Below are 16,307 nucleotides of genomic sequence, written 5' to 3' on the forward strand. Positions count from 1 at the left end.
GGAAATGAGCATACTTTTCCAAGTAAAAAAACTTGTTCGATCAAGCATACACATTCAGCTATTAACGGAGACTATCGCACATCCTATGCTGCTCCTGACTGTATCACTTTGAACAGGGTTTCAATGTTCCACTATTTTCATAATTTCACACCTAACTTGGCTATTACTAACCAAATGACCATTTCACGATAAATCGCTTATAGGCTCCCGTTTCCTTGTCGCCCAACCACTTTTTATTTGCTTGGAACTCTTAAAAAGTGAATGAACGGATAGAAAAAGGATATTGCAATCCTTTAGCCCCCGTTGCAACGTACCGAGCGAGGTTTCCCCAGCAGTCCGCTACATCGGCAATATGAAGATGGTTAGTCTTATATTCAGGGCAATATGTATCAAAGTTTTTGAATGGTGGTCAGCCATTCAAACCACTTCAAAAAAAGAAAGTTGGAATGGATGGTCAATCCACAATTCGATTGATATGCAGCCATATTATCAAAGTTAATTTAATATATCAATAATATTGATATATTATTTAAACAAGTATAAGATTTGCTGATCAAGTTTCGTAATGCGCACTAGGAACTACTTTATTGTCACCTTACAACGTGAGGTGACAGTGCTAGCGCAATTTGATTAATGCTGATTGCTGACGCGCTCAGCAAAATGGGAAATGTAGAGAAAATTATTGTTGATGAACAATTCAAAAATGGATGAAGAAATTTGGACTTAAGTGGATTGTTGATTGACATGAAAAGTGCATAGTTGGATGACATAAAATGATTGATTACAGCCCCCACACAAAATACACCGCACAAAAAATTCAAGATAAGGTCACAAGAGGGTCATATTTTTACTGCAAATTTATAGTGCAAACTGAATTAGGTAAAATTGATATTGAAAAGATTATTCATAAATTAACCGAACGCTATTCATTAAATTTAACCAGTCGGCAAAGAACATATCGACTAAAACAAGGATTACCTGTCGCTGATCTCATTGTTCAAGACATTCTTTATAAAGATGAGTGGTTATTTATCTTGTTGATCAAAACCCCTAATAGCCATCGTCACAGCAAAGAAACCATAGGCAAAGTGACTTCAACAACTAGTTCAGCATATACATCAAAAGATAAAATTGCTGAACTTGAACCTGTCATCTGGGACAAAATTACAGTCGGGCAAGAATTAACTTTTATCCGTCATTACTATAAAGACAATGAACAATTTAATTTCATATTGAATAAACCCTATTTAAGCTTGGATTTTGGAAAATATGAGGCTGAATTAGTACGGTTAAGCCATAAAAAGTATGCTGAACATCAGACTAAGTTTTACCGTAAAAGTAACAAGAATTTCTCATGGACGTGGCGATTTAAGAAAACTGAAATAGAAAAACTAAAAAGAGAATTAACCCAAATTCTCAATCGAGTGATTTCACAGAAAGATCAGACCAAAGCGCTCAATGATCTTCTTGCATGGCAGAATTATTTTAAAATTTATGCTGTATTCAGAGGTAATCGACAACAGGCGGGACGTTTATATACCTTCGGGAAACTATTCTTTTTCAGTCGGAAAAGACAACGATGGGATCAAGCACAAATGCCTGTGATGGATTTAACAATCATCGCGCGGTATGAAACCTATGCGGATTCTTATACTGAGTATTGTATGCGTAGATATTTTTATGAATCCTTTGACGTCGAACTTCCGCGTGAAATTTCAAAAACTGAAGATTGGACATTAATTAATGCGTATATCGATGCTGAATATGGCCAACTTTAACAAACTGTCTTATTATTTATTTTGTTTATAATTAATGTTTTAAATATCTTTAATTTTGATATAGGCCTTAATTTAAATTATGATACTTGAGCCTGTTAATCTTTTAAAATCCAAATAAAACCTTATATATCAATATTATTGATATGCATTTAGTGCGACAAATTTTGTCTTTCTATATCCAATTTTGCTGAAAAAACTTTAATTTTCGGTACACTAGTCATGTTTTATTCATTTCATCGGACATGCATAACAATGACCCACGTACAACTGCAACAATTACAAAAACAACTTTGGAATATTGCCAATACTTTGCGCGGCACCATGGGCGCCGATGAATTCCGTGATTACATTCTGGGTTTTATTTTCTTTAAATATTTATCAGAAAAATCGGTGAACTTTGCCAATGAATTGCTCGATGGTGAGGAGGTCAGCTTTTTAGAATTAGATGAAAATAATGCTGAGCACGTGCCGTACATCGAAGAAATTAAAAAGAATGCCATTGCCGAAGTCGGTTATGCGCTCACACCCAAACAGCTATTCCATACCTTAGCCGAGCGTGGTCGTCAGGGCGAATTCATTTTGGATGATTTAACTGCAACCTTAAAATCAATTGAACAAAGCACGTTAGGCACCGACTCTGCCGATGACTTTGCCAACCTGTTTGAAGATTTGGATCTAAACTCGACCAAGCTTGGCAATAATGCCAGCGACCGTAATGCACTGGTGGCGAAAGTCCTGAGTCATTTAGATGATATTGATTTTGATATTTCCAATACCGAAGCCGATGTACTGGGAGATGCTTACGAATACCTGATTGGCGAATTTGCCTCAGGCGCGGGCAAAAAAGCGGGGGAATTCTATACCCCGCAAACGGTATCGACTTTACTGGCAAAGATTGTCACCCAAGGCAAAGACCGTTTACGTTCAGTCTATGATCCGACTTGCGGTTCAGGTTCGTTGTTGCTTCGGGTAAAACGTGAAGTAAAAGATGTCGACATGATTTACGGTCAGGAGATGAACCGTACCACTTACAACTTGGCACGTATGAACATGATTCTGCATGATGTGCATTTTGCCAAGTTCGACATCAAGCAGGAAAATACTTTAACCCGTCCGCAGCATTTAGATAAAAAGTTTGATGCGGTGGTGGCGAATCCGCCATTTTCTGCAAAATGGTCTGCCGATCCGTTATTTTTACAAGATGAACGCTTTGCCGCGTATGGCAAACTGGCGCCAAGTTCTAAAGCCGATATGGCTTTTGTGCAGCACATGCTGTATCAACTGGATGACAATGGCACCATGGCGGTGGTGTTACCGCATGGCGTATTGTTTCGTGGTTCGAGTGAGGGCGTGATTCGTCAGTATTTGATTGAGCAGATGAATGTGGTGGATGCCATTATTGGTTTACCCGCCAATATTTTCTATGGCACTTCAATTCCGACCTGTATTTTGGTGTTGAAGAAAAACCGTGAACATAGCGGCAATATTCTGTTTATTGATGCCAGCAATGATTTTGAAAAGCAGAAGAACCAAAACAAGTTATTGCCTGAGCATTTGGATAAGATTGTTGCGGCATTTGAAAAGCGTGAAAATATTGAAAAATATGCGCATGTGGCGACTTTGCAAGAAGTGAAAGATAACGATTACAACCTGAATATTCCACGTTATGTGGATACCTTTGAAGCCGAAGCCGAGATTGATTTAGATGCGATTGCAAGACAGCTTCAAGCTTTGGAACACGACAGCCAAAAAACCGATGCCATCATTGCGGATTTTTGCAAAGAGCTAGGTATTGTTTCACCGTTTGCGGGGGTGAAGTAATGGCTGTGCCTAAGTTACGATTTAAAGAGTTTGATGCAGACTATACAAATACAACTTTTGAGAAACTGAAAGGGTTTTCTATTCAGTCAGGAAAATCGGAAGAGAAAGGCGATACTGGAGAATTCCCTTTTTATGGTTCAACAGGTGTGATTGGTTATAAAGATATTTTTGACTATGAAGGAAAATCAATTTTAATTGCACGTGTTGGTGCGAATGCAGGATCTTTATATCAAATAGATGGAAAATATTCTGTATCAGATAACACTCTGAGACTCACTGTATCAGATGATACGAGTTTAGATTATTTACGAGAACTACTGATAAAATTTAATCTGAATAGACTTGTATTTGGGACAGGACAACCCCTTGTAACTGGAGGAATGATAAAAAAAGTTAATATTTTTATCCCCGAATTTACAGAACAAACCAAAATCGCCTCTTTTCTATCGAACGTGGATGAAAAGATTAGCCAACTCAATCAAAAACATGAACTGCTGAGCCAATATAAACAAGGCATGATGCAAAAGTTGTTTAGTCAGCAACTTCGTTTTAAAGCGGATGATGGTAGCGAGTTTGGGGAGTGGGAAAATATTTCGGTTAAAGAAATTTTCGATGTAACTAGGGGGCAGGTTTTAGCGGTTTCTAATACGGTATCAGTTGCAGATACAGATTATAAATACCCAGTTTTTAGTTCTCAAACTAAGCAAAAAGGTTTGATGGGATTCTATAAAAAATATTTATTTGAAGATGCACTAACATGGACAACTGATGGCGCTAATGCAGGTGATGTAAATTTTAGAAAAGGCAAATTTTATTGCACGAATGTTTGCGGTGTTTTATTAAGTAAGAAGGGATACGCAAATCTTTGTATTGCTGAAATATTAAATAAAGTGACTCACAAATACGTTTCCTATGTCGGTAATCCCAAATTGATGAATAATGTGATGTCAGAAATTCCTATTACTATCCCAAGTAATTTAGAAGAACAAACCAAAATCGCTAATTTTCTATCTGCCATTGACCAAAAACTTGAAGTAGTGGCACAGCAAATTGAACAAGCCAAACAGTGGAAAAAAGGCTTGTTGCAGCAGATGTTTATATAGGTTTTGTTATGAAAAAATCCAGAGAACTTATAGCAATACATTCATCTAAACATAAATGGTTGCAAGATTTAGAAAGATTATTAAGTCAAATTGATCAACAAACTAATCAGTGTGGAGATACGCTGATTGAATGTAGTAAATCGTTTATAGAAGCGATAGCTAAAAATATTATTTTAAAACTTAGACCGTATGAAAACGCTAAGGATATTAATTTATTGGATTTAGGGCGCTTGTTTAAAAAAGCTAAGGAGTGCATTTACGAACATTCAGCAATTGAAAATGTAATGCCAAAAAGCGACATAGAAAATTACTTTTCAGCACTTAATCAATGGATACGTTTTCTGGGGGAGATGAGAAATAATGTTGGTGAGATATCTCACGGCAAAATTCTTCCAAAGAGTTATTCAGTTGGAGTGGAATTAGCTCAGATTATTGCACAAACAACAGATCGATTATCATATATATTGCTTCTTCTTCTGCTTAAAATTGATCTCTCTTACACACAAAGTTACCGTTACGAGGAGTATCCTGAATTTAATAATTTTCTTGATGAGCAATTTGAATTGCCTAGTGGTTTAAGTTATAGCAAGGCATTGTTTGAGCAAGATTATGATGCGTACTCAGAAGAGTTAGATAATTATCTTGATGCGCAAGGTATCGAATATCTTGATGCGCAAGGTATCGAAGTTGCTTAAATTTTTATTATAGATAATCAAGATTGACGTGAATAATTTAAAAGATTAGAGGGTTAAATGACAGTACAAAGTGAATATCAACTTGAAAACGAACTAATTGATCAACTCAAACAACTGGGTTATTCATCAGTGACGCTCAAGGACGAAAGCCAGCTACTGTCCAACCTGAAAACTCAGATTGAACGTGCCAATGGGCTAGCGCCTCTGTCAGAAACGGAATGGAAACAAGTCATCAGTTTTTTAAACACGGGCACCGTGTTTGAACGCGCCAAGAATCTGCGTGATCTATTTCCAGTCAAATTTGATGATGGAACCAGTAAACACCTTTTTTTCCTGTCTGATGATCCTAGCAAGAATATTTATCAAGTCACCAATCAAATCACGGTAGATCATCGCGACTATAATGGCAGAACCAGCCGTTTTGATGTGACCTTACTGGTCAATGGTTTGCCTTTGGTACAGATCGAGCTGAAAAAACGCGGCATGGAAATTGCCGAAGCTTTTAATCAAACACAACGCTATATTCGTGAAGCCTATTGGGCAGGGCAAGGGCTGTTTGGCTTTATCCAGTTGTTTGTGATTAGTAATGGTGCCAATACCCGTTATTACTCCAACGGCACCACAGGCATCGAGTTTGCCTTTCCATGGGCAGATGTCCATAACAAACACATCAATGAAATTGTCGACTTTGCCGACGCTTTTTTCAATCAGCAGCATCTGACCCAAATGCTGACTCAGTACATGGTGCTGCTAGAAACCACGAAAAGCCTGATGGTGCTGCGTCCCTATCAGATTTATGCAGTACAGAAAATTGTGGAGCATGTGCAAAACTCCGATCAGAACGGCTATATCTGGCACACTACTGGTTCAGGCAAAACCCTGACCTCATTTAAAGCCAGTCAGATCATCATGCAAATGCCTGATGTGGAAAAAGTTCTGTTTGTGGTCGATCGTAACGACCTCGATACGCAAACCTCACGCGAATTTAATGCTTTTAAAGCCGACAGCGTCGACAGCACCGATAACACATCTACCTTGGTGAAACAGCTCGATCAACGTCATGACAAACTGATTGTGACCACCATCCAAAAGCTCAATCGGGCCATCAGCACTGACCGTTATTTAGAATCGATTGATTATCTTAAAAATAAAAAGGTGGTCTTTATTTTTGATGAATGTCATCGCAGTCAATTTGGTGAGACCCATCAGAACATCAAAAAATTCTTCAGCAAAGCACAAATGTTTGGTTTTACCGGTACGCCTATTTTTGAAAAGAATAGCCAAAGCAAAGCAGGTTTAAAACTGACGACCGATTACCTGTTTAATGAGTGTTTGCATAAATACGTGATTGTCGATGCCATCCGTGACCGTAACGTATTGCAGTTCCAAATTGATTATCGAGGCAAATACACCGCCAAAGGCATGGCGACCAATGAAAGTTATGAGGAAGATGTAGAAGGCATCGATACCAAAGAACTGTATGACAACCCGCAACGCCTAGAAATGATTGCCCGCTACATTGTCAATATTCACGATACCAAAACCCGTAATCGTGAATTTACCGCAATGTTCTGTGTCAGTTCGGTCGAAACACTGACCCAATATTACGACCTCTTTGAAAAGGTGCAGGCTGAAAAGCAAATTGAAGATGAAGCACAAGGTCGGATATTTAAACCGTTGACCATTGCCACCATCTTTTCCTATGCGGCAAATGAGGCTGTACCGACTGATGACTTAACTGGCTTGATTCATGAAGAAGCCGCAGATATTCCAACTCAGGTCAATTCATCCAGTCGGGATAAGCTGGATCGCTACATTGCCAATTACAACCGACAGTTTAAAACCAACTACAATTCTGGCGATCAATTTTATGCGTACTACCGCGACATTGCACAGCGCGTAAAAAATAGACAGATTGATATTCTAATCGTGGTCAATATGTTCCTCACGGGCTTTGACTCTAAGCCGCTAAATACCTTGTATGTCGATAAAAACCTAAAATATCATGGCTTGATTCAAGCATTCTCACGTACCAACCGTGTCTACAACGATAAAAAACCATTTGGCAATATCATCTGTTTCCGCAACCTAAAACGTGCAACGGATGAAGCGCTGGCACTATTTTCCAATAAAGAAACGACCAAGATCGTCCTTGTTCCAAGCTATGCGGAAATCGAACAGGATTACCAAGCAGCGGTGAGTAAACTGTTTGCCTTAACGCCCAATTACCAATCAGTCGATGACCTTGTCACTGAAGAACAGCAACTGGAATTTATTAAAGCTTTCCGTGAAGTGATGCGCTATAACGCGCAATTACAAACTTTTATTGAGTACGATCAAGACCAAACACAACTCGATAAACAGCACTTTGCGAATTTTGCCTCTAAGTATGCTGACCTATGTCGTGCCGTTAGAAAGACCACCAAGAAAGAAAAAGTATCGGTATTGGATGATGTCGATTTTCAGCTGGATTTACTGCACAGTGACCGTATCAATGTTGGATATATCATCAACCTGCTACAGCTTGTTGTTGATACGGACTCAGAGGACAAGCGTAAGAAGTACCAAGCGCAAATTTACGATTTAATCAGTAGCGATATTAGCTTGCACGATAAGCAAGACCTTATTCAAAAATTCATTGAAGAAAACATGCCTAAGATGATCAACGGCCAAAGCGTACAGGATGCCTTTGCAGAATTTTGGGATATAGAAAAAGAGCAGGCTTACCAACAGCTTTGTGAACAGGAAAATCTAAAGCCTGAAGTGATGAAACAGGTTTTGGATAATTATGAGTTTAATCAGCGTTTGCCACGTAAAGAAGAAATGAAAGAGTTGCCTAACTTTAAAGTGAAGCTGTTTGAACGGGATAATGTCTTCACTAACTTGCTGGTCAAGACACGGCAGTTGATTGAAAGGTTTTATACTGGTTTTAATTAAATAATACACTTCAAAATGTGACTTTATTTCCAGAGAGTAAGCAGTGAAATTAGACTCTATATAGCAGGAACCGTGATCACTCATGATTAAAAATATGGATTCTTTCAAGCTGTCCTATGTGTATTTCATTCCAGTGGTCTTTTTCCCATTTTTGAATATCTATCAATTTAGAAATGATCCAGATATTAAATCTTGGTTATTTAGAAATTTACTTGTCAGTTTTATAGTTATTTTGATCCCACTTTTTCTTACTTTAAGCATGATGATTACCAAGGTTTTATACAGAGATCAGGATAAAAATACAGAATATCGTTCAATAGGTTTGGGTTTGCTATGTTGTACATTTCTGACAGGAAGTAACTATTACCAATTTCAAAAATTTACAGTAGGAACAGACCTATCCATTGACTATTACCGAATGGCTATAATGATGAGTTTTCTAATCGCTTGTTTTATATCAAGTCTATATTTCATATTGAAATATAAAAAATACTCACAAAAACAATCAGTTAATTTCAATGTAAAAACAATAAGATTTATGGCGAGTACTGCCATTCCATTCTTTATCTCAGTAACTACTTTTTTTGTTGTTTAAATCATCAAAATTTTCAATATTTTAATTTTTATAGTTAATTTTAAATCCACCTTGAAGCAATATTAATTAAGAGGCTTAATATGAATAGTGAAGAAATTTCAAAATTATTTAAATTAGATCAAGTCGATTTTGAACAATGTAAAAGTGCTGAAGAGTATGAGTTGGAATTATCAAACCAAGTGGATGATTTTTTCTTTAAAAATTATTTTAAAAATGAAGAAATATTATTTGCTGCTTTTGATTTCTACTACTCTATAAATTTACTGGAAAATAGTGAAAACCTAGAAAAAATTAAAATTCTATTGAATAATAATAAAATATTTAATTACTTAGAAAATAAAAAAATGGGTGTAATTTCTCTTATAATTATAATAACAGCATATGATAAATCAACAGACTACTATATATCTAATATTAAGAATAAAGAGAATTATCAGAATAAGAAAATTAAAGAAATAGATAGAAATTATAATAAATTTATCAATAGTACAGAGGGTTTTCAAGATTTTAAATTGTGGTATAAAGATGAAATTGAATTATTTATGGCTAGTTTATTTATATCTTTAAGAGGTGCTGTTGTAAAAAATGAGATGCAAAGAAAAATTTGTGAAAATTTAATTTTAAATAACTCAAGTATAGAAAAAATATCGGATCTAGATTATATTTTTAATAAATATATTGAAAATATTGGTTATTCAAATATTAATAATAAGGAATTGGTTGAAAAAGAAAGAAACTTAAAAATAAATAAATTTGTTCGGGATGTCTATGATATCTTTCTATCTTTGATAGGTATTACATTGTCAAAAAGCTTTATATCAGAATTAGTTTTAATTTTTTATGGGAAAACAATGGATGAAAAACAAATAGAAAATATAATAAATAATAGAAATATAAGTGTATTAATTACACAATATAAGAAAGTTTATAATCGTGATCAAAGTAATAATATTATAAATATGGAAATCTTACGAGATGATAGTTTCTAGAGGCTTTGTTGCATAAACATCTAAGGCTATGATTTTGTTTAATTTATTTTTTGGGTTAAAATTTAAACAAATCTTTAAAAATCAGTATTTTGAAGAATGTTTATGTAACAAAGCCGTTTCTAGATATAAGCTATATTTTTTAAACTCTGCAATCACATAAATAGATATTAGTCAAGGTTATCAAGGCTTCATTTTTTAGCCTTATTTATACCAGTGCCTACTGTCCTGTTTTGCTCAATTATGTGCATATCCATTTCAAGAACAGAATTGAGATATGCAAATTTATGAAATTCATGATTTTTCAGCATTTCTCATGATGTTCTCTTAACAGAGAGAAGATAAAATGTTGATCAAAATTAAAGATGTCTGTCGTATTTTAAAAATTAGTAGAAATACGCTATATAACTTGCAACATAAAGATTCTTCATTTCCGAAGCCGATAAAATTTGGAGATAAAAAGCAAGCTCGAATTTTTTATCGTGAAAATGAAATAAGAAATTGGGTGTTGAGCTTAAATCCTTCAGATTCTGAGTTGGAGGGCGAAAAATGAATGCAAAAATCATTTTTAACGCACCATTTGCAGCAAGCACCGATCCGGTGACAGGCAATACAACCGAATATCATTCGATTGAAGATTTTATAAAAGGCTGCATTGATGAGCAGCATTTTAAAGTTAAGCCTGAGAGTTATATTTACTCTAAATTGCCGGATTATAACTGTGAAGAATGTGAAGCACTCCCTCTGGTTAATCCTAATGAATTAACTGAAGTAATAGGGTATGGAATCAGAGGCACGGCCAAAAAGTACGATACTAGCCAGACACCATGTAAAGAAATCGATTCTAAAAAAATATCATTCTCTATTGGTAAAGCTGGAATATTCGCAAGCAACACAAATAATAAATATATGCCGTATGTTCTAGGTACAGACAATATAGATTTATTTGTGCAACTTGCTAAGGCTGGAGAGGCCGTTGTGCTTCATAAAGATATTGATGCAGCGTATCAGATTATAAACAATGGTATGCCTGAAACAATATTTAGAATGATGGTCGGTGAGAAACCACCAGTCAATAATGCTGATTTATTTGTTCAGGTGAATGATAGCTTTAAAACACTTCCACCAAATCAGATAAAGCAATTTTTCCTTGATAAAAAACAGCAGATCATAAAATCAATCGAATCTGACCTAATCGCACAGCCTCAAGTTGAGGAGATGCCAGTGGATCGGAGAGCTGAAAAGCTGGATAACTGGCAAGCTCCGATAAGCCTGAGAAATGACACTCTCATTCAATCAAAACCTTATCCTATTGATGAGCTACCGGAAGTCGTGAGGAATGCGATTCTTGCAACCGCTGAATATGTGCAAGCTCCGGTTGCAATGGCTGCTCAATGTGTTTTAGCGAGTATCTCATTTTTAGCACAAGGTAAGGTTAATGCACCCAAAGAAACCAACAGGGAGGGTATGCCAGCCCACTTATTCTTTTTAACGGAAGGCGGTAGCGGTGGACGTAAATCATCATGTCAAAAGTTGGTTGAATTGCCTATTAGAGAGCATGAGCGACAGCAGTATGATGAATACAGAAAAAATTTAGAGGATTGGAACGCTAAATCAAAAACAGTTGAATCTAAAGAGTTCGCGCAGTGGGCTTTAGATAATCCAAGACCAACCGATCCGACCAGTATTTTTTCTGACATTACTATTGAAGCCTTGACCAAGTTTTATATTAAAGGAATTGTGAAAAATGCTTCATTGAGTAGCGATGAGGCTGGGCAGTTCTTTGATGGTCACACAATGAAGGGTGACAGGGCCAAAAGCGCGTTAGGTGCATTTACGAAAATATTTGATCAGGGCTATTGTCAGAGAAGCCGCGCTTCATCTGATGACAACGGATCGGCCTATGATGTTCGCCTAACATTCAACCTACTTGGGCAACGTGTTGTACTGATTGGAGCTTTAAATGATCCGATATTAAGAGAGCAGGGCTTTTTACCACGATTTATTTTAGCTGCTCCAGAGAGCATTGCTGGGCAAAGAACGCATACAGTTGAATTTAGGCAAAAGCTGAAAAATTCACACAATGACCCACGACTAACAAAATTTTGGAATCGGTGTAGAGATATTTTAAAAGATGAGTTGCCAGTCCTCTTAAATGATTCAGGAGAGGTTCCATATTTTCCAGTTATGCAGCTATCTAGTGAAGCAGAGTTATTAGAGCTTGAGTTCTACAATGAGTGTGAGATTTTGCAGGGTCGTGGAAAACAGTTTGAATTTATGCAGCCTTTTGCCAGTCGTGCAAACGAGCTTGCCAGACGTTTGGGCGCTGTCTTAGCTTACTTTGAAAACAAGTCTGAAATTGATGTGGAAGTTATGCAAGCAGCTTGCGCCATCATTCGACATTCTTTGTCGGAGTGGTTCCGATATTCAGATATTGAAATAGCTGATGAAAGCGATTCTGAGAAGCTGATTAAGTACCTTTTAACCAAATGCAAAAAGGAAAAAACCAACCGATTGCAAAGAACGGTAGCAATGAAAGGCGCGCCACTTCAAATAAGAAAAGCGAAGGAATTTGACCCTTGTTTGAATGAGCTGATCGAGTTTAATTATGTGCGACTGGTGACAATTAACCGCTCCACTTACATTGAATTAAATCCGGCATTGCTGAAATAGTTGCGATTTTTCGATTTATGGCTGAAACCCTTATGGCACAAGGTTATCCATGTTGCAAAGGGTGTGCGATTCCAATGCGGAGTATGCGACATGAACGGCTAGATATCGCATGTGTCGCATACGAATCGCAAGGTTAATGCGATGCGGAAAGCTAGACAAGGAAAGGATTACAGGGAAAAATCGCAAAATCTAAAATTTAGGAAGATATGAGACAATCTACATTCATTTTAAACACTAAAATCACTTCTAGTATAAAATCTAAAAGGGCTAATTTAGAAAAAAAGCTAACATCTGTCAGAATATTATCTATTGAATGTTGATATTAAATTAGTGCTGAATAAGTTCAACTATTAGTTTTAAGAAAAAATGAAAAATAAATACAAAAAGTAACAAAAAAAACTCATGTATCCGTGTTTGTACCTTCTTCATATCATTAAAAATAAATAATTATAAAACAATTACTTAGATTAAAGTATGGTAACGTCTGGGCCCACCATATAAAACAACCACTTACATGTACTAATTGTAAGTGGTTTTTTTGTTTTTAGATTCTGGTAAGCAAATAGTAAGCGGAATGAATCAACATTATTTTCCATTGGCTTTGATAAACAAACGATTTAAAAATAGAGTTTTCTGTAGGTACTCAAATTAAAGTGACAATGTGGTGGGTATAGGGCGGTCTAATATGGGCTATCATCGTCGAAGTTTGGTAGAAACTAAGATGTATTGCATTAAATTATTAGGCGATAAATTAACAGCAAGGAGTTTTCCGAGTCAGGTGAATGAGATTCATGCACGCATAGCCGTATTGAAAAGATTTACAGAATTAGGTCGTCCTCATACTCAAGTGATCACTTGAGTTCTGTTCAAATGAGCAGAGTGCTGTCTTTTAAATCTTTGTGCAACAAAGCCGTCTTCTTCTCGGTTTAATACGCAGATTTAGTGCCAACTCACAGTAAATGCGGTAAACCCGCTTGTGATTCCAGCAGTGATTCTCAACATGTCGTAAATATGAGAAGCACAGACCAAATCCCCAATCGGAATTTTCCTCAGTGAGTTCAATGAGCTGTTTAGCAATTAATGCATTGTCATCGCAAAGTTTAGCCTGATAACGGTAGCAGGTTTCACTAATGCCAAATGCAGAGCAAGCTAAACGGATACTAACCGCATGCAGGGCAACGGCTTGTTGAGCCATCTGACGTCGGCAAGATGGCTTCACCACTTTTTTGACATTGCTTCCTGAACAATCTCTGCCTTTAATCGCTCTTCAGCATACATTTTTTTTAGTCTGGTATTTTCTGCTTCCAGCTCTTTCAGTCGAGCCATCAATGAGGTATCCATACCGCCATATTTGGCACGCCATTTATAAAACGTGGCATTACTCATGCCATGTTCACGACAAAGGGTGGCTACAGGTGTGCCAGACTCCGCCTGTTTTAAAATGGACATGATCTGGCTGTCAGTAAATTTAGATGTTTTCATGCAGAATCTCCTGCTCGTATCTTAAGAGAAAATTCTACTTTTAGATCCTATTATTTTTAGGGGGGATTACCTAGTATTTGGAGATTTTAATGGGCGTTTATAGGAGTTGTTCAAATTTCCGAATCCATCTATATGTTCCAACACATAAAACAATAATAATAAGTGCAACACTAGGACGTGAGGTACGATAGGAGTTATACCTAAGGACCCAATACGAAAAAGCCCGACAGGATGTCGGGCTTTTTTATTGTGTATTCACAGATTTTATTTAATTCGGCTAATGGACGAAAGTCAAAATGCTCCATTTTAAGGGGCATTCTGTTATATTTTTTCTTCCGAAACTGTACCTATACTTCCTTAATCTGATGCTTAAAATAATGATAAATATGAGTTATGAGCAAGCATCGATGGATTTTTTATTTAAAAAAAATAAGGCATGGTTTGTATTTTTTATCATCACCATATATTCATTTCTGGGTTTTTTTATTGGCTTTGTAATTTGGGAATACGTTTTACAGTAAACCACAAGGTTTAAGAATCCATAGGATGCAGCCAAATAAAGTTCGTTTTAATTGGAAGTTGCTTTACCTAAAGAGAGTCCGCCTCGTTTTAATTTAGCGATTCCCTAAATTGCACTTGATTCAAGGATGCAGTTCAGGACTGAATCTCTGAAATCTGTTCAATCAAGAGATCGAGTGCCTTGGTATTCTGTTCATTCATTTCAAATGAACAATTGATACGGATGTGGTTCTGTTTTTTATTTTCACGATAAAAGAGAATACTTGGCGCGATGCCAATATTGTTTTGGATTATGCTTTCGTAAATTCGGCTGCTGTCTGCTTCTTCAGGCAGTGTCACCCACAGAAAATAGCCTGAGGGATAATAATGCACCGTACAATTTTCAGGTAAGTGCTTGCTGAGATATTGATAATATTGATTTTTAAGCCGTTTTAAGGTTGTACGAAGACCTTTTAAATGTTTTTCATAATGACGATGTGAAAGATAGTCTACCAGCGCATTTTGAATAAATGAGTTAACAGAGATAGTGCTCATCAATTGCAGATGCTGTATATGTTCCGAAAATTTTCCCGCATAAACCCAGCCAACACGGAAACCAGCCCCCAAAGTTTTGGAAAAAGAAGAGCAGTGCAAGACCAAGTTTTGTTGATCATAATACTTCATGGATAGAGGCCTTTTTTGATCATAATAGAGCTCTTCATAGACATCATCTTCAATCAAATAAATTTCATGCTGATGCAGCAATTTAGCCAATTCAAATTTAATCTCGTCATTGACTGTAAATCCAATCGGATTATGGCTGTTCAGCATCATTAAACAGACTTTAATTGGATAGCTTGTAATGGCTTTTTTAAAGGCCTCTATATCCAGCCCATGTTCTGGGTGTTCTGGAATGGTAATGACCTTTAAGCCCAGATTTTCAGCTGCTTGCCAAGCTCCATAGAAAATCGTTTCCTGCAGCAGAATATAATCACCTGCCTGGGTCATGGCTCTTAAAGACAGATTTAAAGCATCCAGTCCACCAGAGGTAATCACGATGTCAGAGGGATCGGTGGGAATGCCTTGCATGCAATAGCGTTGAGCGATCAGTTTTCTGAGTTCGTAGTTTCCCGGCGGTAAGCTCGGCATTTGCTCATAGCCGACTCGGAATTTTGCCTGTTGCGCCAAGGTTTGCATCAGCTTCGGAGAATAAAGCAGTTGGCTATCGGGAAAAGCGCTTCCCAAGGGAATAATTTTTTCAGATTGAATGGATTTTAAATAACGGAATACCAGTGAGTTAATCTCAATTTTTTCATTCACAATGACTTTTTTTGCGAGCGCAGCTTGTAAGGGATTCTCTGCAACAAAGTAACCTAATTTTTCTTTTGAATAGATCAGTCCTTGAGCTTCCAGTTCTTGATAGGCATTCATGACTGTAATTAAGCTAAACCCTGAAATTTCGACTTGTTGTCTTAAAGAGGGAAGTTTCTCATGTGCTTTCCAAGCCCCTGTTTCAATTAGATGTTTTAGGCTTACGGCGAGTTGTTCTGATTTATACATAAAGTGTCATGCTCATATGAGAAAGGGATAGCCGTGATGACATGGCTATCCGAGGTTTTATCCAATATGCTTTTAATAGGCCAAGCTGAGTAGCAGTCTAAAAATTCCTGCAATTAAGCCTAGGGACAGGAAACCAAAACACCATAATAATATGAACCAGACTGTAGGATTCAAACGAT

Annotated in this window: 10 protein-coding genes and 4 pseudogenes; 12 read left to right on the plus strand and 2 right to left on the minus strand. The window is 36.7% G+C overall.

Features of this window, described 5'->3' with window-relative positions:
• Window positions 1-773 precede the first annotated feature (773 nt).
• The 11 genes and pseudogenes from GA693_RS03635 to GA693_RS03680 all read left to right on the plus strand — a co-directional run.
• Window positions 774-1,778 (plus strand): hypothetical protein, encoded by a 1,005-nt coding sequence (locus GA693_RS03635; RefSeq protein ID WP_160241417.1) that lies wholly within the window; start codon window positions 774-776, stop codon window positions 1,776-1,778.
• Between the two features lie 252 nt (window positions 1,779-2,030).
• Window positions 2,031-3,599, plus strand: a complete 1,569-nt coding sequence (locus tag GA693_RS03640) for a type I restriction-modification system subunit M (RefSeq protein ID WP_160241416.1) — start codon at window positions 2,031-2,033, stop codon at window positions 3,597-3,599.
• Window positions 3,599-4,027: pseudogene (locus tag GA693_RS15000) on the plus strand (restriction endonuclease subunit S); the annotation flags it as partial. The gene GA693_RS03640 and the pseudogene GA693_RS15000, both read left to right, overlap by 1 nt.
• Window positions 4,013-4,702 (plus strand): annotated as a pseudogene (locus tag GA693_RS15005) (restriction endonuclease subunit S); the annotation flags it as partial. The pseudogenes GA693_RS15000 and GA693_RS15005, both read left to right, overlap by 15 nt.
• Window positions 4,703-4,710: 8 nt before the next feature.
• Entirely contained in the window at window positions 4,711-5,397 is a 687-nt protein-coding gene (locus GA693_RS03650) for an abortive infection protein (protein WP_160241414.1), read from the plus strand.
• Window positions 5,398-5,454: 57 nt separating this feature from the next.
• The gene (locus GA693_RS03655) at window positions 5,455-8,334 is read left to right on the plus strand and encodes a type I restriction endonuclease subunit R (RefSeq protein ID WP_160241413.1); all 2,880 of its coding nucleotides are present in this window, start codon (window positions 5,455-5,457) and stop codon (window positions 8,332-8,334) included.
• 82 nt (window positions 8,335-8,416) lie between these two features.
• Window positions 8,417-8,929: a hypothetical protein gene (locus tag GA693_RS03660; RefSeq protein WP_160241412.1), complete on the plus strand. Its 513-nt coding sequence runs from the start codon at window positions 8,417-8,419 to the stop codon at window positions 8,927-8,929.
• 80 nt (window positions 8,930-9,009) lie between these two features.
• Entirely contained in the window at window positions 9,010-9,918 is a 909-nt protein-coding gene (locus GA693_RS03665; RefSeq protein ID WP_160241411.1) for a hypothetical protein, read from the plus strand.
• Window positions 9,919-10,261: 343 nt separating this feature from the next.
• Entirely contained in the window at window positions 10,262-10,468 is a 207-nt protein-coding gene (locus GA693_RS03670; protein WP_160241410.1) for a helix-turn-helix transcriptional regulator, read from the plus strand.
• Window positions 10,465-12,588, plus strand: a complete 2,124-nt coding sequence (locus GA693_RS03675; RefSeq protein ID WP_160241409.1) for a DUF3987 domain-containing protein — start codon at window positions 10,465-10,467, stop codon at window positions 12,586-12,588. The genes GA693_RS03670 and GA693_RS03675 overlap by 4 nt, the downstream gene beginning before the upstream one ends.
• A gap of 688 nt (window positions 12,589-13,276) precedes the next feature.
• Window positions 13,277-13,447 (plus strand): annotated as a pseudogene (locus tag GA693_RS03680) (IS5/IS1182 family transposase); the annotation flags it as partial.
• Between the two features lie 54 nt (window positions 13,448-13,501).
• Here GA693_RS03680 and GA693_RS03685 read toward each other — a convergent pair.
• A pseudogene (locus GA693_RS03685) lies at window positions 13,502-14,070 on the minus strand (transposase); the annotation flags it as partial.
• 407 nt (window positions 14,071-14,477) lie between these two features.
• Between GA693_RS03685 and GA693_RS14865 the strand changes: the two are divergent.
• The gene (locus GA693_RS14865) at window positions 14,478-14,591 is read left to right on the plus strand and encodes a hypothetical protein (RefSeq protein ID WP_228127892.1); all 114 of its coding nucleotides are present in this window, start codon (window positions 14,478-14,480) and stop codon (window positions 14,589-14,591) included.
• Window positions 14,592-14,724: 133 nt separating this feature from the next.
• On the opposite strand, the gene GA693_RS03690 is transcribed toward GA693_RS14865, so the two are convergent.
• The gene (locus GA693_RS03690; protein ID WP_160241408.1) at window positions 14,725-16,128 is read right to left on the minus strand and encodes an aminotransferase-like domain-containing protein; all 1,404 of its coding nucleotides are present in this window, start codon (window positions 16,126-16,128) and stop codon (window positions 14,725-14,727) included.
• Between the last annotated feature and the right edge of the window lie 179 nt (window positions 16,129-16,307).

Origin of the sequence: Acinetobacter indicus (assembly GCF_009914475.1) — a bacterium.
Lineage (GTDB): Bacteria > Pseudomonadota > Gammaproteobacteria > Pseudomonadales > Moraxellaceae > Acinetobacter > Acinetobacter indicus.

Excerpts from the sequence above, each read along its gene's own strand:
- GA693_RS03655 (WP_160241413.1), top strand. The coding sequence starts at position 5,455 with ATGACAGTACAAAGTGAATATCAACTTGAAAACGAACTAATTGATCAA.
- GA693_RS03675 (WP_160241409.1), top strand. The coding sequence starts at position 10,465 with ATGAATGCAAAAATCATTTTTAACGCACCATTTGCAGCAAGCACCGAT.
- GA693_RS03690 (WP_160241408.1), bottom strand. The coding sequence starts at position 16,128 with ATGTATAAATCAGAACAACTCGCCGTAAGCCTAAAACATCTAATTGAA.
- GA693_RS03635 (WP_160241417.1), top strand. The coding sequence starts at position 774 with ATGATTGATTACAGCCCCCACACAAAATACACCGCACAAAAAATTCAA.
- GA693_RS03660 (WP_160241412.1), top strand. The coding sequence starts at position 8,417 with ATGATTAAAAATATGGATTCTTTCAAGCTGTCCTATGTGTATTTCATT.
- GA693_RS03670 (WP_160241410.1), top strand. The coding sequence starts at position 10,262 with ATGTTGATCAAAATTAAAGATGTCTGTCGTATTTTAAAAATTAGTAGA.
- GA693_RS03650 (WP_160241414.1), top strand. The coding sequence starts at position 4,711 with ATGAAAAAATCCAGAGAACTTATAGCAATACATTCATCTAAACATAAA.
- GA693_RS14865 (WP_228127892.1), top strand. The coding sequence starts at position 14,478 with ATGGATTTTTTATTTAAAAAAAATAAGGCATGGTTTGTATTTTTTATC.
- GA693_RS03665 (WP_160241411.1), top strand. The coding sequence starts at position 9,010 with ATGAATAGTGAAGAAATTTCAAAATTATTTAAATTAGATCAAGTCGAT.
- GA693_RS03640 (WP_160241416.1), top strand. The coding sequence starts at position 2,031 with ATGACCCACGTACAACTGCAACAATTACAAAAACAACTTTGGAATATT.